16 protein-coding genes are annotated in these 17,544 nt (G+C 61.8%); 14 read left to right on the top strand and 2 right to left on the bottom strand.

What is annotated here, in order from left to right; translation table 11 throughout:
* Positions 1 to 177 precede the first annotated feature (177 nt).
* The 5 genes from pyrH to rseP are packed head-to-tail and all read left to right on the top strand — an operon-like array spanning position 178 to position 4,292.
* On the top strand, positions 178 to 900 hold the full coding sequence (pyrH, locus tag AC0C6X_RS25085; RefSeq protein WP_173516388.1) for a UMP kinase: 723 nt from the start codon (positions 178 to 180) through the stop codon (positions 898 to 900).
* Between the two features lie 54 nt (positions 901 to 954).
* Positions 955 to 1,515, top strand: a complete 561-nt coding sequence (gene frr / locus AC0C6X_RS25080) for a ribosome recycling factor (RefSeq protein ID WP_173516389.1) — start codon at positions 955 to 957, stop codon at positions 1,513 to 1,515.
* A gap of 37 nt (positions 1,516 to 1,552) precedes the next feature.
* Entirely contained in the window at positions 1,553 to 2,296 is a 744-nt protein-coding gene (locus tag AC0C6X_RS25075; RefSeq protein WP_173516390.1) for an isoprenyl transferase, read from the top strand.
* A complete protein-coding gene (locus AC0C6X_RS25070) occupies positions 2,296 to 3,129 on the top strand; it encodes a phosphatidate cytidylyltransferase (protein ID WP_173516391.1) in 834 nt (277 codons plus the stop codon). Before AC0C6X_RS25075 ends, AC0C6X_RS25070 begins: the two co-directional genes overlap by 1 nt.
* Positions 3,130 to 3,158: 29 nt before the next feature.
* Positions 3,159 to 4,292 (top strand): RIP metalloprotease RseP, encoded by a 1,134-nt coding sequence (gene rseP / locus AC0C6X_RS25065; RefSeq protein WP_173516392.1) that lies wholly within the window; start codon positions 3,159 to 3,161, stop codon positions 4,290 to 4,292.
* Between the two features lie 83 nt (positions 4,293 to 4,375).
* On the opposite strand, the gene AC0C6X_RS25060 is transcribed toward rseP, so the two are convergent.
* Positions 4,376 to 4,600, bottom strand: coding sequence for a hypothetical protein (locus tag AC0C6X_RS25060; RefSeq protein ID WP_173514879.1), 225 nt, complete (start codon positions 4,598 to 4,600; stop codon positions 4,376 to 4,378).
* Here AC0C6X_RS25060 and bamA point away from each other — a divergent pair.
* From bamA to lpxB, 6 genes are read left to right on the top strand one after another with little or no spacing between them, the layout of a single operon-like run.
* Positions 4,542 to 6,875: an outer membrane protein assembly factor BamA gene (gene bamA, locus AC0C6X_RS25055; RefSeq protein ID WP_472955823.1), complete on the top strand. Its 2,334-nt coding sequence runs from the start codon at positions 4,542 to 4,544 to the stop codon at positions 6,873 to 6,875. The two genes, AC0C6X_RS25060 and bamA, sit on opposite strands and share 59 nt — an antisense overlap.
* A gap of 47 nt (positions 6,876 to 6,922) precedes the next feature.
* Complete coding sequence (gene lpxD / locus AC0C6X_RS25050) at positions 6,923 to 7,990, top strand: UDP-3-O-(3-hydroxymyristoyl)glucosamine N-acyltransferase (RefSeq protein ID WP_472955821.1); 1,068 nt, start codon at positions 6,923 to 6,925, stop codon at positions 7,988 to 7,990.
* On the top strand, positions 7,983 to 8,447 hold the full coding sequence (gene fabZ / locus AC0C6X_RS25045; RefSeq protein ID WP_034796695.1) for a 3-hydroxyacyl-ACP dehydratase FabZ: 465 nt from the start codon (positions 7,983 to 7,985) through the stop codon (positions 8,445 to 8,447). Before lpxD ends, fabZ begins: the two co-directional genes overlap by 8 nt.
* A 2-nt stretch (positions 8,448 to 8,449) precedes the next feature.
* Positions 8,450 to 9,259: an acyl-ACP--UDP-N-acetylglucosamine O-acyltransferase gene (lpxA, locus tag AC0C6X_RS25040; protein ID WP_472955818.1), complete on the top strand. Its 810-nt coding sequence runs from the start codon at positions 8,450 to 8,452 to the stop codon at positions 9,257 to 9,259.
* A 5-nt stretch (positions 9,260 to 9,264) separates the two neighbouring features.
* Complete coding sequence (locus AC0C6X_RS25035; protein ID WP_472955815.1) at positions 9,265 to 10,152, top strand: LpxI family protein; 888 nt, start codon at positions 9,265 to 9,267, stop codon at positions 10,150 to 10,152.
* A complete protein-coding gene (lpxB, locus tag AC0C6X_RS25030) occupies positions 10,149 to 11,324 on the top strand; it encodes a lipid-A-disaccharide synthase (protein WP_472955813.1) in 1,176 nt (391 codons plus the stop codon). The genes AC0C6X_RS25035 and lpxB overlap by 4 nt, the downstream gene beginning before the upstream one ends.
* 210 nt (positions 11,325 to 11,534) lie before the next feature.
* Here lpxB and gltA read toward each other — a convergent pair whose 3' ends face one another.
* A complete protein-coding gene (gltA, locus tag AC0C6X_RS25025) occupies positions 11,535 to 12,824 on the bottom strand; it encodes a citrate synthase (RefSeq protein ID WP_173516397.1) in 1,290 nt (429 codons plus the stop codon).
* A gap of 316 nt (positions 12,825 to 13,140) precedes the next feature.
* Here gltA and AC0C6X_RS25020 point away from each other — a divergent pair, with 316 nt between their 5' ends.
* The 3 genes from AC0C6X_RS25020 to exbD all read left to right on the top strand — a co-directional run bounded on the left by AC0C6X_RS25020 (position 13,141) and on the right by exbD (position 17,310).
* Positions 13,141 to 15,621 carry a ComEC/Rec2 family competence protein gene (locus AC0C6X_RS25020; RefSeq protein ID WP_472955809.1) on the top strand — a complete coding sequence of 827 codons (2,481 nt, stop codon included), beginning with the start codon at positions 13,141 to 13,143 and terminating at the stop codon, positions 15,619 to 15,621.
* A 189-nt stretch (positions 15,622 to 15,810) separates the two neighbouring features.
* On the top strand, positions 15,811 to 16,881 hold the full coding sequence (gene exbB / locus AC0C6X_RS25015; RefSeq protein WP_472955807.1) for a tonB-system energizer ExbB: 1,071 nt from the start codon (positions 15,811 to 15,813) through the stop codon (positions 16,879 to 16,881).
* 3 nt (positions 16,882 to 16,884) lie between these two features.
* Positions 16,885 to 17,310, top strand: a complete 426-nt coding sequence (gene exbD / locus AC0C6X_RS25010; RefSeq protein ID WP_472955804.1) for a TonB system transport protein ExbD — start codon at positions 16,885 to 16,887, stop codon at positions 17,308 to 17,310.
* Positions 17,311 to 17,544: the final 234 nt, after the last annotated feature.

Raw genomic sequence — 17,544 nt, 5'->3', positions numbered from 1 at the left:
TGGGAAAACCTCGGGGCATCGCGTGACAACGCGGTGCCCTTCGTGTATCGGGCTTCGTCAATGCGCCGGACCCGCCGGAAATGACTCCGCAGCGGTTGAAACCGGAGAGCGCAATATGTCCTTATGCGCTGTGCGCCGCCGTCGTGCGCACGCGCACCGATCTGATCAGGAGCGATGATGCCGGCCGAGCCAATCTACAAGCGTGTTCTCCTCAAAGCCTCCGGTGAAGCCCTGATGGGCAGCCAGGGCTTCGGTATCGACGTGGCGGTCGCCGACCGCATCGCCGCCGACATCGCCGAAGCGCGCGCCATGGGCGTCGAAGTCGGTGTCGTCGTCGGTGGCGGCAACATCTTCCGCGGCGTCGCGGTGGCCTCCAAGGGTGGAGACCGGGTGACCGGCGACCACATGGGCATGCTGGCAACGGTCATCAACGCGCTGGCGCTGGCAACCTCGCTGCGCAAGCTCGACATCGACACGGTCGTGCTTTCGGCAATCGCGATGCCGGAGATCTGCGAAAGCTTCTCGCAGCGCGCAACGCTTCATCATCTTTCGCTCGGCCGCGTCGTGATCTTCGCCGGCGGCACCGGCAATCCCTTCTTTACGACGGACTCGGCTGCGGCGCTGCGCGCGGCGGAAATGGGGGCTCAGGCCATTTTCAAGGGCACTCAGGTCGATGGTATCTATTCCGCCGACCCGAAGAAGGATCCGACTGCGACCCGCTTCGATCGCTTGACCCACAGCGAGGTCCTTGAAAAGGGCCTTGCCGTCATGGATGTTGCCGCCGTTGCGCTTGCACGCGAAAATACCATTCCGATCGTCGTCTTCTCGATCCACGAAAAGGGTGGTTTCGCGGAAATCTTGACCGGCAGCGGTCGCGCGACCATCGTCACAGACAACTAAGTACGCCGCAGAACGGCCCTCGGGCCGGCGAATGATAGAACGGGAGTTTCGACCATGAGTGAAGGTGTTGAACTGAAGGAACTGAAGCGTCGCATGGATGGCGCCATTTCCGCATTCAAGAGCGATATTGCATCGCTTCGTACCGGCCGGGCGTCGGCGAATGTTCTCGACCCGGTGACCGTTGAAGCCTACGGCTCGCGCGTACCGCTCAACCAGGTTGCCAACATCACCGTTCCCGAGCCGCGCATGCTGTCCGTTTCGGTCTGGGACAAGCAGATGGTTGGCGCCGTCGATCGCGGCATTCGCGAATCGAACCTCGGCCTCAATCCGATCATCGACGGCCAGAACCTGCGCATTCCGTTGCCCGAGCTCAACGAAGAGCGCCGCAAGTCGCTGGTCAAGGTGGCCCACGATTACGCTGAAAAAGCCAAGGTAGCCGTACGTCACGTGCGCCGCGACGGTATGGATGACCTGAAAAAAGCCGAAAAGGATGGCGAAATCGGTCAGGATATCAGCCGTTCTCAGTCCGAGCGCGTGCAAAAGATGACCGACGAAACGATTTCCGAGATCGACCGCTTGCTCGCCGAGAAGGAAAAGGAAATCATGCAGGTCTGATCTGCTCGTGATCTGAGTCTCCTTTCGCGGACGCCTTATGCAAAACCTCATCTCCACGACCGTTCCTGAACATGTTGCCATCATCATGGATGGCAACGGGCGTTGGGCTAACGCACGTGGGCTACCGCGCACCATGGGGCATCGCAAAGGCGTCGAGACCGTTCGCGATGCCGTCAAGACGGCGGCCCAGTTGGGTATTCGCTATCTGACGCTTTTTGCGTTCTCCTCGGAAAACTGGAGCCGGCCGGAGCCGGAGGTGAGCGACCTCATGGGGCTGCTCAAGACCTTCATCCGCCGGGATCTCGCCGACCTGCATCGCGAGAACGTCCGCATCCGTGTCATCGGCGACCGCTCCAACCTGCGCGGCGACATCCTGCCCTTGTTGATAGAGGCCGAGGAAACGACGCGGGCGAATACCGGAATTACCCTGGTTATCGCCTTCAACTACGGCGCGCGGGACGAGTTGAGCCGCGCGATGCGTCGCCTCGCCGTCGATGTCGCCGAAGGGCGCTTGCGCCCGGAGGACATCAACCAGGAACGCATTGCGGCTGCGCTGGACACTGCCGATATACCTGATCCGGACCTCATCATCCGTACGAGCGGCGAAGAGCGTCTATCGAACTTCCTGCTCTGGCAGGGCGCCTATTCCGAGCTGATCTTCGTTCCCGAACTGTGGCCGGATTTCACACGTGAGACCTTCCTGGCGGCTCTGGAGAAGTATGCTTGCCGGGAGCGCCGTTTTGGCGGATTGGTCGAGCCGACGCGGGCGGTTGGTTCCTGATGCAAACTGAACTCAAGCTTCGCATCGCTTCGGGGGTGGTGCTCGCAGCGGTCGCTCTCGCTGCGACTTGGTTCGGCGGGCTCGCTTTCCAGTTCCTTTCCGTCCTGATCGCGCTTCTCGTCTACTACGAGTGGTCGACGATCACCGGCCTGGTTGAGCGCGATTTCCAGGGCAATGCCTTCGGTTGGCTCTCCATGGCGGTGATCGCAGGTCTGGTCGTCACCGGCTACATCGGCTACAGCCTTCCCTTCCTGGCGTTCGGCATCGGCGCCGCATTGCTTTGGGTCCTTGTTCAAAAGACGAGCTGGTGGCTGCCCGGAGGCATTGCCTATGCGGGCCTCACCGGCATCTCGCTGGCCGCACTGCGTGGCGCCGACGATCTCGGCCTGATCGCGACGCTGTTCGTCTTTGCCGTGGTATGGGCAACCGACATTTTCGCCTATTTCACCGGTCGTGCGATCGGTGGCCCGAAGCTTGCGCCGCGCATATCGCCCGGCAAGACCTGGTCGGGCGCCATCGGCGGCACGATTTGTGGCATCCTCGCCGGTATTGCCGTTTTTATGGCATACTTTTCGCTGCAAGATCTTCGGATCCCGATTATTGCCCTGGTGCTTTCGGTTGCCAGCCAGATTGGGGATCTGTTCGAGTCCTTCATCAAGCGGCGCTTTGGCGTGAAGGATTCGAGTCGTCTCATTCCGGGGCACGGCGGAGTCATGGATCGAGTCGACGGTTTGATATTCGCCTGCATCGCGGCGTTGATTCTGGTCATGATTCAGTATTTCGTCAGCGACGGGCGCCAGATCGCCTTCGGTTCGGTCCTGCTCGGCCCTTGATGCCGACCGCAGGGACTTGAGGAACGTTCATGACCTATCTGCTCGATGCCTTTCAGTTTCTGACCGGCTATATCATCCCCTTCCTTCTCGTGCTGACCTTGCTGGTCTTCGTACACGAGATGGGGCACTACCTCGTCGGCCGCTGGTCGGGAATACGCATCCTTGCCTTTTCGATCGGCTTCGGTCCCGAACTGTTCGGCTGGACCGATCGACGCGGAACACGCTGGAAATTGTCGGCGATCCCGCTCGGTGGCTACGTCAAGTTCTTCGGCGACGAGGACGCTGCGAGCGTGCCGGACTACAAGCGCCTGGAGGCGATCGCGCCGGAAGAGCGCGGCAAGACCTTTGTTGGCGCCAAGCTCTGGAAGCGTGCGGCCACCGTTGCCGCAGGGCCGATCGCCAACTTCATCCTCGCGATTGCGATCTTCGCCGTTCTGTTCTCCGTTTACGGCCGCCAGGTCGCCGATCCGGTGGTGGCGCGGGTGAACGAAAACAGCGCAGCAGCGCAGGCGGGCGTCATCCCGGGCGATCGGCTGATCTCGATCGACGGCACGCCGGTGACGACCTTCGACGACGTTCGCCGCTATGTCAGCGTGCGGCCCGAACTGAAGATCACGATCCGAATCGAGCGCAATGGCGCGATACTCGATCTGCCGATGGTGCCTCAGCGGACGGAACTCGCCGACCAGTTCGGCAACAAGATGGAGATTGGCATCATCGGCATCCTGACCGACCAGGAAGCCGGCAATTTCCGCACCGTCACCTATGGCCCGATCGAGGCCGTGGGCCAGGGCGTCCTGCAAAGCTGGCACGTGATCACGGGCACCTTCGACTACCTGGGCAACGTACTGACCGGACGGATGAAGGCGGACCAGATCGGTGGACCGATCCGCGTCGCCAAGGTCTCCGGACAGATGGCGACGCTCGGTATTCCATTCCTGCTGAATATCGCTGCGATCCTGTCAGTTTCCATAGGATTGCTTAACCTCATGCCCGTGCCGGTGCTTGATGGCGGCCATTTGATGTTCTATGCGATTGAGGCCTTGCGCGGGAAGCCTGTCGGTCCTGCCGCGCAGGATGTCGCCTATCGGATCGGCTTTGCCATGGTTTTGATGCTCATGGTCTTTGCCACCTGGAACGACATATCGATGTTCTTCGGCTAGCGTTCGGTCGGGGAAAGGCGAGGGGGAATTCGGCGGACACTGTGAACGATTGGTTTTCAACGGCCTGCGAAGAAAGGTTTTGTTTACGATAACTCGAGGCTGTAGTGGCCGTTAAGCCACGGTTCGAATTGAAGTAAACAGAAATTAACGAGCTGGCTTGCTTGTATGGGAAAAGCGGTTAAAACGGCAACCGTGACCGGAGTCGGCACGAAACTGCCGCGCGACGTTTGGAAAAGGTAAGATTTGAACATGAAAGCTGGTTCAAGGTTTTTGAACGCGGTGTCGGCGGCTGCGCTGTCAACAAGCATTGTTGTTTCCGGCGCTGGAGTTGGGTTGCTCGCAGGCACGTCTGTCGCAGAAGCTGCGGTCATCAATCGTGTCGAAGTGCGCGGGGCAACGCGCGTCAGCGCGGAGACCGTCCGTGCGAACATCACGATCGTTCCGGGCAAGGCCTTCAGCAACACTGACATCGACGCTTCCGTGAAGCGCCTCTATGCCACCGGCTACTTTTCCGACGTCAGCATCAATGTCGCCGGCGGTACACTGGTCGTCAGCGTGAGCGAGAACCAGCTGGTCAACCAGGTCGTCTTCAACGGCAACCGCAAGATCAAGGACGACAAGCTGCAGGGCGTCGTCCGTACGCAGCCGCTCGGCCCGTACAGCGAAGCGACGGTCGAAACGGACATTCAGGCAATCAAGGACGCCTATGCTGCCATCGGCCGCAGCGACATCACGGTGACGACGCAGGTCGTTCCGGTTGCCGAAGGACGTGTCAACCTTGCCTTCGTGATCAATGAAGGCGAGCGCACCAAGATCTCCCAGATCAATTTCGTTGGTAACGAGGCCTATAGCGACGGCCGTCTTCAGTCGGTCATCGCGACGAAGGAATCGGGCATCTTCTCGTTCATCACGCGCAAGGACGTCTACAATCCGGACAAGCTTCGCGCCGACGAGGAGCTGCTGCGCCAGTTCTATTACAACCGCGGTTACGCGGACTTCCAGGTCGTTTCCTCTGACGCGACGCTCAATGAGGCGACCAACGAGTACACGGTGACGATCACCGTCGAAGAAGGTCCGCGTTATGACTTCGGCGCCGTCAATGTCGAATCGACCGTCGAGGGCATCAATGCCGAAGAGCTGAAGGGTCTCGTCGTGAGCCGTGAAGGCTCGGTCTACAAGGCCAAGGACGTTCAGGCGACGATGAGCGAGATTTCGAAGCGCGTCGCTTCGGCTGGTTATCCTTTTGCGCGCGTTACGCCGCGCGGCAACCGCGACCTCGCCAACCACACGATCGCCGTCGACTACCTCGTCGACCAGGGCGACCGAGCCTACGTCGAGCGCATCGAGATCCGCGGCAACACCCGCACGCGTGACTACGTCATCCGTCGCGAATTCGACATGGGTGAAGGCGATGCCTTCAACCAGGAGATGGTTGCGCGCGCCAAGCGTCGCCTGGAGGCCCTCGGCTACTTCTCGAGCGTCAATATCTCGACTGCACCGGGCAGCGCTGCTGACCGCGTCGTCGTGATTGTCGATGTTCAGGATCAATCGACCGGTTCGTTCGGTATCGGTGCTGGCTACTCCGCCGGTAGCGGTGGCGGCTTCCTGGTCGAGGCGTCGATCGAAGAGAAGAACTTCCTGGGTCGCGGTCAGTATATTCGCGTCGCTGCCGGTCGCGGTGACGAGAGCCGGACCTACAACGTTTCGTTCACCGAGCCGTACTTCCTTGGTTATCGTCTGGCTGCTGGCTTCGACGTGTTCAAGAACGAGAACGATTTCGACGACGACAACTACAGCTACGAAGATCAGGGCTTCAGCCTGCGCGTAACGGCGCCGATCACCGAAAACCTGTCGACCACGCTGCGCTACAACTTCACGCAATTCGACTATAGCGGCAACGTTGCGAAGCTGTCGTCGCCCTACGTTCGCGCGGTCGAGGGTGGAAACTGGGTTCGTTCGTCGGTATCGCAGTCGATCACCTACAACACGCTCGACGATGCGCAGCTGCCGCATGACGGTATCCTGGCGACCTTCACGCACGAGTTTGCAGGCCTCGGTGGCGACTCCGATTTCTACAAGATGACCGGCAAGGCCAAGTGGTACTACACCGTCAACGACGAGGCGGACATCATCGCGTCGCTCGGTGGTAGCGCCGGTCACATCTTCGAAACCGGCAGCGATCTCCAGGTCTTCGACCAGTTCCAGCTCGGTTCTAACGACATCCGCGGCTTCGAGCGCAACGGTATCGGCCCGCGCGACAAGGCTACGGGCGATTCACTCGGCGGCACGACCTACTTCACGGCTTCGGCCGAGGCGACGTTCCCGCTTCCGGGTATCCCGCGTGACAGCGGCTTCCGTGGTGCGGTCTTCGCCGATGCCGGCACGCTCTACAGCAACAAGGTCACGATGGCGCCGGGCGAAACGGTTGAGGGCAACGACTCCTCGCTGCGCGCATCGGTGGGTATCGGCCTGATCTGGGCTTCGCCGTTCGGTCCGCTGCGTGTTGACTACGCTTGGCCGGTTGCCAAGGAAGACTTCGACCGGGTACAGAACCTGAAGTTCGGTATTTCCTCGTCGTTCTGATAAACGAGCAGTCCAGAACTGCCAGAAAAGATCGTTCTGGAGTGTCCATGGAACAGAACTGGTTTTTTCCGCCCCATGAAGGGATTCGCCTGGGTGACCTGGCCGATCAAATTGGGGCGGAGTTGGTGGATGTCGCGGTCGCAGACCGCGCTGTCCGTTCGGTAGCGCCGGTCTATCGGGCAAAGGCCGGTGACGTCTGCTACATGTTGTCTCGCAAGAGCCGCGCCGAGCTTGATACGTGTCAGGCATCCGCGATCATCTGCGACAAGACGATCTCCAGCCTTGTACCTGCCCATATCCCGGTCCTGCTGACGGCTCGCCCGCATACGGCCTTTGCTCTTGCCGGTACGTTGCTGCACGAGGTCGCGATGCGCCCCGCGCGCAACACCAGCCTCAAGGGCGTGGCGCCGGGCGCTTTCGTGGATCCGACCGCGCGTCTCGAAGACGGTGTCGAAGTCGAGCCGATGGCGGTCATCGGAGCCGGCGCGGAAATCGGTCGCGGCACCCGCATTGCTGCCGGCGCGGTCATCGGCCCGGGTGTGCGCATCGGCCGCGACTGTACGATTGCCTCGGGCGCGAGCGTGCTCTGTGCTCTCGTCGGCAACAGCGTGATCATCCATCCAGGCGCCCGTATCGGGCAGGACGGGTTTGGCTATGCCCCGGGTCCGAAGGGCGGAATGATCAAGATCGTTCAGGTTGGGCGCGTGATCATTCAGGATCACGTGGAGATCGGCGCCAACACGACGATCGACCGTGGCACGATGGATGACACGGTGATTGGCGAAGGAACGAAGATCGACAATCTCGTCCAGGTTGGCCACAACGTGCGCATTGGCCGCTATTGTGGCATCGTCAGCCAGGTCGGAATTGCAGGCAGCACGAAGATCGGCGACGGCGTGATGATCGGCGGCGGTAGCGGCGTCAATGGTCACATCACGGTCGGCGATGGCGTGCAGATCGCGGCGATGAGCGGCGTGGCAAGCGATGTTCCCGCCGGCGAACGTTATGGTGGTATTCCGGCGCGTCCGATGCGCGATTTCCTGCGCGACGTCGCGGAGATGGCGATGCGGGCAAGCGACAGACAGAAAAAGAAGAAGGGCGGCTCGAATGAGTGAGGCAGCAACGGTTCTCGGTACGGCGGACATTCAGGAAATTCTGAAGCTGCTCCCGCATCGTTATCCATTTCTGCTCGTCGATCGGATCATCGAGATCGACGGCGACAATTCGGCGATCGGCATCAAGAACGTCTCGGCGAACGAACCGCATTTCACCGGTCATTTTCCCGAACAGCCGATCATGCCCGGCGTCTTGCTCGTCGAGGGCATGGCTCAGACGGCCGGTGCGATCTGTGCCCGCAAGGTGGGGACCGGAACAAACCTCGTCTATTTCATGACCATCGACAATGCGCGGTTCCGCAAGCCGGTCGTTCCGGGCGATCGCGTCGAATTCCATGTCGTGAAGCAAAAGCAGCGCGGCAATATCTGGAAATTTCACTGTGATGCAAAAGTTGACGGGCAACTGGTCGCAGAAGCTGATATCGGCGCAATGATCGTCAGCAAGGAAGACGCCTGAACATGATTGCAGCAACAGCGAAGATCCACCCGTCCTCGATCATCGAAGACGGCGCTGTGGTCGGCGAAAACGTCAAGATCGGCCCTTTTTGCCACGTGGGTTCTAAAGTCGTTCTCGGCGACGATATTGAGCTTCACAGTCATGTCGTGGTGACCGGCCGTACAACCATCGGCAAGGGGTCCAAGATCTTCCCGCAGGCCGTGATCGGCGCCGACTCGCAGAGTGTTCATCATAGCGCCGTCGATACGGAACTGCTGATCGGCACGAATTGCACGATCCGCGAAGGCGTGACGATGAACACGGGCACCGTCGAACATGGCGGCAAGACGGTCGTCGGCAACAACAATCTCTTCCTGGCCTATTCGCACGTGGCGCATGATTGCCGCCTCGGCAACAATATCATCCTGTCGAACAACGTGATGCTGGCGGGCCATGTCACGGTCGAAGACCGCGCCATTCTTGGCGGCGGCTGCGCCGTGCACCAGTTTACCCGTGTCGGCCGCCAGGCCTTCATCGGGGGCCTCTCCGCCGTCAGCTATGACGTCATTCCCTACGGCATGCTCAACGGCAATCCGGGTGTGCTGAGCGGGCTGAACGTTGTCGGCATGACGAGAGCCGGGATCGACCGCGCAACGATCCACGTCGTTCGTCGTGCTTACAAGCAGATCTTTGAAGGCCCGGAGTCGATCCGCGCCAATGCGGCCGCCATTCGCGAAGAATATGCCGACTGCGCACCGGTCGTCGAAATCCTCGATTTCATCGCGGCCGAGAGCGACAGGGCACTATCGTCGCCGTCCCGCGGCAAGGCGTGAGCGTGATGTCGGCTGCTGCGAGCCACGCAGCGACCGGCGGTCGGCTCGCAATCATCGCCGGCGGGGGCGCGCTGCCGCACCATGTGGCCGAGGCCGTCCGGGCGCGCGGCGAAGATCCTTTCATCATCGCGTTGTCGCGAGAGGCGGAAGAGGCCGATTGGGTCGGCTTCGATCATTCCGTGCTGGGAATCGGCGACTTTGCCAATATCAGCCGTACCTTCAGGGAAGAGGGGATCGATCGCGTCGTCCTGTCGGGCTGGGTTCGCCGCCGGCCCGAATGGCGTGATATTCGCCCGACGCTCAGAACGCTCGCAAAGATCCCGGCTGTGTTGAAGACGTTGGTATCCGGTGGAGACGATGCCGTGCTGCGCATGGCCATGGCGCTGATCGAGGCAAGCGGAGCCCATGTCATTGGCGTCCATGAAGTGGTGCCCAATCTCTTGGCGGAACCGGGGCCGATCGGTGCGGTCACGCCCGATGCCGACGACCGCCGCGACATTGAGGCCGGCATCGCCGCTGCCAATGCCCTCGGCGCTCTGGATGTGGGGCAGGGTGCTGTGGCCGTCGGCGGGCGCGTCGTGGCGCTGGAGGGCGCTGAAGGTACCGATGCAATGCTGGAGCGTGTCGTCGCCTTGAAGGCCGAGGGCCGTGTCTCTTCTCGCCGGCGGGGGGTCCTCGTCAAACTCTGCAAACCGGGGCAGGATCTTCGCGCCGACTTGCCGTCGATCGGGCCCTCTACCGTGGCGCTTGCAGAAAGGGCCGGTCTTGCAGGCATCGCGGTCGAAGCCGGCAGGGCCCTGGTGCTGGAACGCGCCAACGTGATCGACGTCGCCAATCGCTCCGGTCTGTTTGTCGCCGGGGTCGAGCGATCGGCCAAGGGAGCCGAGCGATGAGCGCGTCCAGCTACAAACTCGCGGTGATCGCGGGGGAGGTTTCCGGAGACCTTCTGGGCGCCGATCTCGTCCGGGCGCTTCGGACGCAAAGCCGCAGCACGATCGAGATCGTTGGTGTCGGCGGCGAGGCGTTGGAGGCCGAAGGCCTTCGCTCCCTCTTCGACTATTCCGAACTATCCATCATGGGCTTCACCCAGGTGTTGGCAAGATTGCCGAAGCTCATCATGCGCATTCGCCAGACGGCAAAGGCGATCATTGCCGCGCGTCCCGATGCGTTGCTGATCATCGACAGCCCGGACTTTACCCACCGCGTGGCGCGGAAAGTCCGTGCGGCACTGCCGGATGTGCCTGTCATCAACTATGTCTGCCCGAGCGTCTGGGCCTGGAAGCCGGAGCGCGCGCCGCGCATGCGCGGCTATGTCGATCACGTTTTGGCCGTGTTGCCGTTTGAGCCGGAGGCGATGCAGAGGCTGCAGGGCCCTCCGACGACCTATGTCGGTCACCGTCTCGCAAGCGATGCGAATGTGCTTGCGGTTCGGGCAAGCCGCCAGCAGCGCCTTGCCGGCGCCATGGATGGGCGCGTGTCGACATGCCTCCTTCTGCCGGGCTCCCGTTCAAGTGAAGTTGGCCGCCTGTTGCCGATCTTCGGCCGGGTGGTGGAGGAGCTTGCCAGCCGGCATCCTGGCATCCGCTTCCTGTTGCCGACCGTTTCGCGGCAGGAGAAGCTGGTGCGCGAAATCACCGCATCCTGGCCCATTCAGCCGGAGATCACCGTGGGCGCGGCGGAAAAATGGGCGGCCTTCGACCAGGCCGATGCGGCGATCGCTGCCTCGGGAACGGTTCTCCTGGAACTGGCGCTGGCCGGCGTTCCCGTCGTTTCGACCTACGATCCCGATTTCCTGGTGAAGCTTTTGCACAAGCGCATCCGCATCTGGAGCGGCGCCTTGCCGAATTTGATCGCGGACTTCCCGATCGTCCCGGAATACTTCAACCAGGCAATCCGCCCCGGTGCCTTGACGCGTTGGATGGAGCGGCTTTCCGGTGCAACGGCGCAGCGCGCCTCGATGCTGGATGGCTACGCAGTGGTACAGCGGCGCATGGCGACGAGCCACCCGCCGGGAGAGATGGCGGCCGAGATTGTTCTCGGCTATCTCCAGAAGGCCAATAGGTAAGCTTCACAGTCCCCTGAGCGCGCAGGATGCATCCCTCGATGCGCCGACGCCGCCGAAACTATGCGCTGGGCTTCCGCCCGCCGTGGCCAGTTTGCGACCGGCATTGCTTGCGGCCAGTCTGATGGAAACGCGTACGAGCCGATGTCGCGGCCCCCGTAAACAAAAGCCCGGTCATCGCTGACCGGGCTTCGCTTTCTGGTCTGAAACCGATCAGCGCTTGGAGACCGGCACGTAGTCGCGCTGCGGAGCGCCGACATAGAGCTGGCGCGGGCGGCCGATGCGCTGCTCCGGGTCTTCGATCATCTCGTTCCACTGGGCGATCCAGCCGACGGTGCGGGCAAGCGCGAAGAGCACGGTGAACATGGTGGTGGGGAAGCCCAGCGCCTTCAGCGTGATGCCGGAGTAGAAGTCGATGTTCGGATAGAGCTTCTTCTCGATGAAATACTCGTCCGTGAGTGCGATGCGCTCGAGTTCCATCGCGACCTCGAGCAGCGGATCGTCCTTGTGGCCGAGTTCCGCCAGCACTTCATGCGTGGTCTTCTGCATGATCTTGGCGCGCGGGTCGTAGTTCTTGTAGACGCGGTGGCCGAAGCCCATCAGGCGGAACGGATCGTTCTTGTCCTTGGCCTTGGCGATGTATTCCGGAATACGGTCGGCCGTGCCGATTTCGGCGAGCATGTTGAGCGCCGCTTCGTTGGCGCCACCATGCGCCGGGCCCCAGAGGCAGGCGATACCGGCAGCGATGCAGGCGAACGGGTTGGCGCCCGACGAACCGGCGAGACGAACCGTCGAGGTCGACGCGTTCTGCTCGTGGTCGGCGTGCAGGATGAAGATGCGATCCATGGCGCGCGACAGGACCGGGTTGACGACATATTCCTCGCACGGAACGGCGAAGCACATGCGCAGGAAGTTCGAGGCGTAGTCGAGGTCGTTCTTCGGGTAAACGAAGGGCTGGCCGATGTGGTACTTATAGGCCATGGCCGCGATCGTCGGCATCTTGGCGATCATGCGCAGCGAAGCGACCATGCGCTGATGCGGATCGGTGATGTCGGTCGAGTCGTGATAGAAGGCCGACAGCGCGCCGACGCAGCCGCACATGACGGCCATTGGGTGCGCGTCGCGGCGGAAGCCGGTGAAGAAGCGCGACATCTGCTCATGCACCATGGTGTGGTGCGTAACGCGATAGTCGAAGTCGGCCTTCTGTGCCTTCGTCGGCAGTTCGCCGTAGAGCAGCAGGTAGCAGACTTCCAGGAAATCGCCGTGTTCTGCGAGTTGCTCGATCGGATAGCCGCGGTGCAGAAGCACGCCTTCGTCGCCGTCGATATAAGTGATCTTGGATTCGCACGACGCCGTGGAGGTGAAGCCCGGGTCGTAAGTGAACATCTTCGTCTGCTTGTAAAGCGAGCCGATGTCCACGACGTCAGGGCCGATGGACCCCGATCGCACCGGAAGATCCGCCGACTTTCCATCGAGTGTTACAACCGCGGTTTTTTCAGTCATCGGACCCTCCGTCTTATGGCAACGTGGCACCGAGACGTGCCACGAAAATGAACGTTGCGAATTTGCTATATGATTTATTTTCGACTGCCAAGCTGTACGAAAGGCAAATTGTGCGATGCGAAAATGTGCATATGGCGACGCAACAATGGCATGTTACGGCAATAAGTCCAAGCAGATCAACAATCTCGTCGGATGATGGTGCGGTACCATTCTATATAGGTTTGCCGCTTTTTTCAGCAGATAGCGCAGCGGTTGCGGTCGTGTGCCTTTGGTTGCATGATCGGGCGCATATTCGGGGGGAAAGAGCGCTGGCGCAATGAACGATACTGAAGGGCGGTATGCGTCGCACGACGCGGAGCGCGGCAGCTTCCTGTTGTCCGGTTCCGATCCTGCCAATGCCGTTGCAGTCCTTGCTCCCAATGCGCCGCCCGCCTTGCTCTCGACACGGGTGAAGCGCGGGATATCCATATTCTCGGCTCACCTCAGCCCGCGTCTGGTCAAAGTGTCTTTCGCCTCCGCGATCGAAGACGAGCGCGCGTTCGGTCACGGCTTCGTGTTGATACCGGTACTGCTGAGCTTCGGTGTCCTCACTTGGCTGTCGCTCCCATTTGATGTCGGAATCGCCAAACTTGCACTGCTGCTTTGCGTTTTTGGCATGGCGACGGTGGCTTGCGTTGGAAAATCTGCATTGCTGCGGGCACCGCTGATCGCGGCGATGCTGTTTGTAGCGGGAATGGTGCTGATCGCGGCCGAGACGGCGCGCATCGATACAATTATCCTCGATGCACCGGTGACGACGAATGTGCGGGGCGTGGTGTTCTCCCGCGAACAGGACGACCGGGGCCAATGGCGCTACGGGGTAGAGGTTCGAGAGACCACCAAGCCGCGCCTGCGCCGCCAACCAACGAGAATAACGCTGGTAGCGCGAGGTCGGGACGAGCCGCTGCCGATAGGGGCGACCATCGAGGGCAGGGCGCGGCTGTCGCCGCCGTCCGGCCCGGCACTGCCGGGGCTGAACGACTTTGCATTTGACAGCTACTTCAGGGGCATCGGCGCAGTCGGCTTCTTCTATGGTTCGCCGACGGGCGGAAAAGCGCCTGCGGCCGGAGAATTGGAGGCGACCCTTTCCTTCGGCTCATCCTTGGCGACCAGCATCGCCTCGATACGAGAGGCAGTCGGAGAGCGCATCCGCACCGCGATCGGCGGCGATACCGGAGCACTTGCCGCTGCACTGGTGACGGCGGAAGAGCGTGCCATCAGCCGCGAGACGGTCGAGGTGTTGCGGCAAGCCGGCCTTGCCCATGTGCTGGCGATCTCGGGCCTCAACATGGCACTTGCCGCCGGAACCTTTCTGATCGGCGCCCGCACTGTCCTCAGCATGGTCCCTGGCCTGGCCCATCGTGTGCCGGTCAAGAAGGTCGCGGCGGCCGGCGCGCTGCTGATGGTCTGCCTCTACATTCTCATCGCCGGTGGCGCCGTGTCGGCATTGCGCGCCTGGATCATGATTTCGATCATGCTCGTGGCGGTGTTTTTCGATCGCATGTCGATCAGCCTGCGCAACGTTGCGCTTGCGGCGATCGTCATCGTCTCCTTAACGCCGTCGGCGGTTGCCGGACCTGGTTTTCAGATGTCGTTCGCCGCGACCCTTGCGCTCGTTGCCGGTTATGCGCGCTGGCGCGAGCGGCGGGAAACGGAGCTACCGGCAGCGGAAAGGCGGAGCAAGGGAAGGGGGCTGGTCACGGGCGTGGTCGCCGGCGTCGTCATCACCTCGCTGACTGGCGGGTTGGCGACATCGGTCTATTCGATCGCCTATTTCCACAGGTTGCCGGCTTACGGTCTGCTCGCCAATGTTCTCACCATGCCGGTGATCAGCATCGTGATCATGCCGTTCGGCCTGTTCGCCATGCTTCTGATGCCGCTGGGGCTTGAACACTATCCGCTGGTGGCAATGGCATGGGGTCTCGAACGGATGCTTGACATCGCCCGCTTCGTAACCTCGCTTGATGGCGACATCGTCACCGGTCGCATCGGGTATCTCGGCTTTGTGCTGATTGCCACGGGCGGTGTTCTCGTCTGTGTTTTGCGGAGCTGGCTGGCGCTGTCAGGAGCCCTGCTGATTTGCGCCGGTCTCGTCAGCCTCGCCGTGGAGCGCGACCGTCTTCCCGACGTCGTAATAGCCGAAGACGGCCGCCTCATCGGTCTCGTCGTGAACGGCGCGATCGCCACAAACAGGATGCGCCCGTCGGATTTCGTGTTTTCACAATGGCAGCGAGCACTTGCGGTGGGAAAACATCTTGCGCCGGTGACGCTTCCGCCACCAGCTTCTGCCGATCCTTATCCGGCTACGGAGCCGAACGGGAAGGGCGCTCCGCCGCTCGAAGAGGCAAAGGTGGCCGCAATCCGCGCGGATCTGTCGTCGGCGATCGAGGCGAATGCTGCGGGTGTCTTCGTCTGCCGGGAAAAGCAATGGTGTGCGGCGCGCAACACTTACGGCTGGACGATCATCGCGCTCGAGAACCCGCGCCTGTTTCCAGCCTTGTGCGGCCAGGCGGATTTGGTGGTGACGGCCGCCCGGGTTGATGGCGCGACGTGCCCGAGCGATCGCGCCCGCATTGTGAATGCACAGACGCTGCGTCGTACGGGTGCGATCGAAATACGAGCGCAACCGGATACGGAGCAAGCGCCGCCGCCAATGCAGTTTCGGACGGCATTCACGACTCTTGCCCGCCCGTGGGAACGGCACCGCGCCTATGACTGGCGGACGGCTACCTTCACGGATGATCCGTCAGGCTTTTGACCGCAGTTCCAGTGCGTGTTCTGTGCGCCCGGTAGGTTGCGAAATTATTCTTGATTGATAAACTCCACAAATCCTTGTCATTCGGCTCCCCCTTGCGTAAAGAACCCAAAAAGCACGCAAGGGATGCAGCGGGTGACGACCTTCCCTTCGCTCTGAAACGACGAAACGGACCAGTACGTGAGGAACAAGATGCCGAACCGAGCGCGATCGACGATCAATCTGCTGGCAGCCGCGATGCTCGGTCTGTCATCGGCTGCTTTGCCTGCGGTTGCGTTCGCTCAATCAGCGAGTGAAGGCGCATCGTCAGCCCCGGTCACGAGCGGCAATCAGGAAACTGCCACGCGTTCGCCTGCGCAGGCGCCGATCGCAGAGGGCCGGACCGCCGGCAGCGCGCCGGTAAACCAGGCGGCTCCGGCCGCGCAGGTGCAACCTGCAGCGCAGGCCACGTCGCCTGAGGCTGTCCCCCTTGCTGTCGAGGACACCGCTGCTGTGGCCGAAGGTGCGGCGAGCCCGGTGCTGCCGCACGATCTCTCGCCGATTGGCATGTTCATGGCAGCAGACGTAGTCATCAAAGGCGTAATGATCGGCCTGGCAGTGGCGTCCATCGCCACCTGGGCCATCTTCCTGGTCAAGGCACTGGAGCTTTTCGGTGCGAAGGCACGCCTTACCCGTGCGATTCGTCTCCTGTCAGCCGCCAACGGCCTCGCGGATGTCAAGAATGCATTCGATGGCAAGTCGGGCCCCGCGCCTGAGATGGTGACGGCGGCGATCGACGAAATGGTGCGTTCGGAGGCGGTGGTTGACCATGCGCCCGCAAGCGGTATCAAGGAGCGCGTCTCTTCGCTGCTGAACCGCATCGAGGTTCGTGCCGGCAAACGCATGGCCAGTGGAACCGGCATTCTGGCCTCGATCGGCTCGGTCGGTCCCTTCGTCGGCCTCTTCGGCACGGTGTGGGGCATCATGAATTCCTTCATCGGCATCAGTAAGGCGCAGACGACCAATCTCGCGATCGTCGCACCCGGTATTGCCGAAGCGTTGCTCGCCACTGCGATCGGCCTCGTCGCAGCCATTCCGGCGGTGGTGATCTACAACTATTTCGCCCGTTCGGTGGGCGGCTACAAGGTGATCCTTGCCGATGCGGCGGCCGCCGTGGAGCGGCTCGTCAGCCGTGACCTCGACCACCGTCTGGTCCGCAAGGCGCAGCCCCGCCGTCAGGAAGGCTTCGTCCATGCCGAGACAACCATCGCACGGATCGGGTGACCCATGGCCGGAAAGGTAAGCCAGGACGGCGTTGATCTCGACGAGAACAGCGAAATCAACGTCACGCCCTTCATCGACGTCATGCTCGTACTCCTGATCATCTTCATGGTGGCGGCGCCGCTCGCCACGGTGGACATGAAGGTGGATCTGCCGCAATCGGCGGCAAAGCCCGCACCGCGCGACGACAAGCCGGTCTTCGTGACCTTGAAGGCGGATCTGGCGCTTGCGATCGGCAACGAAGAAACGGCCCGCGAGACCTTCGCCGACGAGCTGAAGCGCCTGACCGAGGGCAACACCGAGACGCGTGTGCTGCTGAGGGCCGACAAGGCCGTGGACTACGGCGAACTGATGACCGTCATGAACCTCATCCAGAACGCCGGCTATACCAAGATCGCCCTCGTCGGCCTGGAAGGCGCACCCGGGCGCTGACCCAGCCCAGGTCAATACCTCAACGATGCGTCGCGCCTTGTCCGCGCGCCGCCGCGCTTGGCCGATCAGGCCCTTCTTCCCCGTTTTTCCGGCGCAATTTGCCGCTGTCGCTTGAATCCGGCGGGGCGGCGATTTAAGAGCTTACGTCAAAGGCTTTCCGTTGAGAGCCACAAGACGATCGCGCGGGCTTCTCCGAAAAGCGGCGCCGCGCCTATCCGGATACGAGGGCACTAG

The sequence above is a fragment of the Ensifer sp. VA4 genome (assembly GCF_055710065.1).
The sequence above is the reverse complement of the archived record's forward strand: the minus strand, read 5'-3'. Positions and strand labels throughout refer to the sequence as shown.

What these genes read in the sequence shown, in the direction of transcription:
- exbD (WP_472955804.1), top strand. Translation starts at nt 16,885, where the DNA reads ATGGCCGGAAAGGTAAGCCAGGACGGCGTTGATCTCGACGAGAACAGC.
- fabZ (WP_034796695.1), top strand. Translation starts at nt 7,983, where the DNA reads ATGAGTGAGGCAGCAACGGTTCTCGGTACGGCGGACATTCAGGAAATT.
- lpxA (WP_472955818.1), top strand. Translation starts at nt 8,450, where the DNA reads ATGATTGCAGCAACAGCGAAGATCCACCCGTCCTCGATCATCGAAGAC.
- exbB (WP_472955807.1), top strand. Translation starts at nt 15,811, where the DNA reads ATGCCGAACCGAGCGCGATCGACGATCAATCTGCTGGCAGCCGCGATG.
- AC0C6X_RS25035 (WP_472955815.1), top strand. Translation starts at nt 9,265, where the DNA reads ATGTCGGCTGCTGCGAGCCACGCAGCGACCGGCGGTCGGCTCGCAATC.
- bamA (WP_472955823.1), top strand. Translation starts at nt 4,542, where the DNA reads ATGAAAGCTGGTTCAAGGTTTTTGAACGCGGTGTCGGCGGCTGCGCTG.
- frr (WP_173516389.1), top strand. Translation starts at nt 955, where the DNA reads ATGAGTGAAGGTGTTGAACTGAAGGAACTGAAGCGTCGCATGGATGGC.
- gltA (WP_173516397.1), bottom strand. Translation starts at nt 12,824, where the DNA reads ATGACTGAAAAAACCGCGGTTGTAACACTCGATGGAAAGTCGGCGGAT.
- AC0C6X_RS25020 (WP_472955809.1), top strand. Translation starts at nt 13,141, where the DNA reads ATGAACGATACTGAAGGGCGGTATGCGTCGCACGACGCGGAGCGCGGC.
- AC0C6X_RS25075 (WP_173516390.1), top strand. Translation starts at nt 1,553, where the DNA reads ATGCAAAACCTCATCTCCACGACCGTTCCTGAACATGTTGCCATCATC.
- rseP (WP_173516392.1), top strand. Translation starts at nt 3,159, where the DNA reads ATGACCTATCTGCTCGATGCCTTTCAGTTTCTGACCGGCTATATCATC.
- pyrH (WP_173516388.1), top strand. Translation starts at nt 178, where the DNA reads ATGCCGGCCGAGCCAATCTACAAGCGTGTTCTCCTCAAAGCCTCCGGT.
- AC0C6X_RS25060 (WP_173514879.1), bottom strand. Translation starts at nt 4,600, where the DNA reads ATGCTTGTTGACAGCGCAGCCGCCGACACCGCGTTCAAAAACCTTGAA.
- lpxB (WP_472955813.1), top strand. Translation starts at nt 10,149, where the DNA reads ATGAGCGCGTCCAGCTACAAACTCGCGGTGATCGCGGGGGAGGTTTCC.
- lpxD (WP_472955821.1), top strand. Translation starts at nt 6,923, where the DNA reads ATGGAACAGAACTGGTTTTTTCCGCCCCATGAAGGGATTCGCCTGGGT.
- AC0C6X_RS25070 (WP_173516391.1), top strand. Translation starts at nt 2,296, where the DNA reads ATGCAAACTGAACTCAAGCTTCGCATCGCTTCGGGGGTGGTGCTCGCA.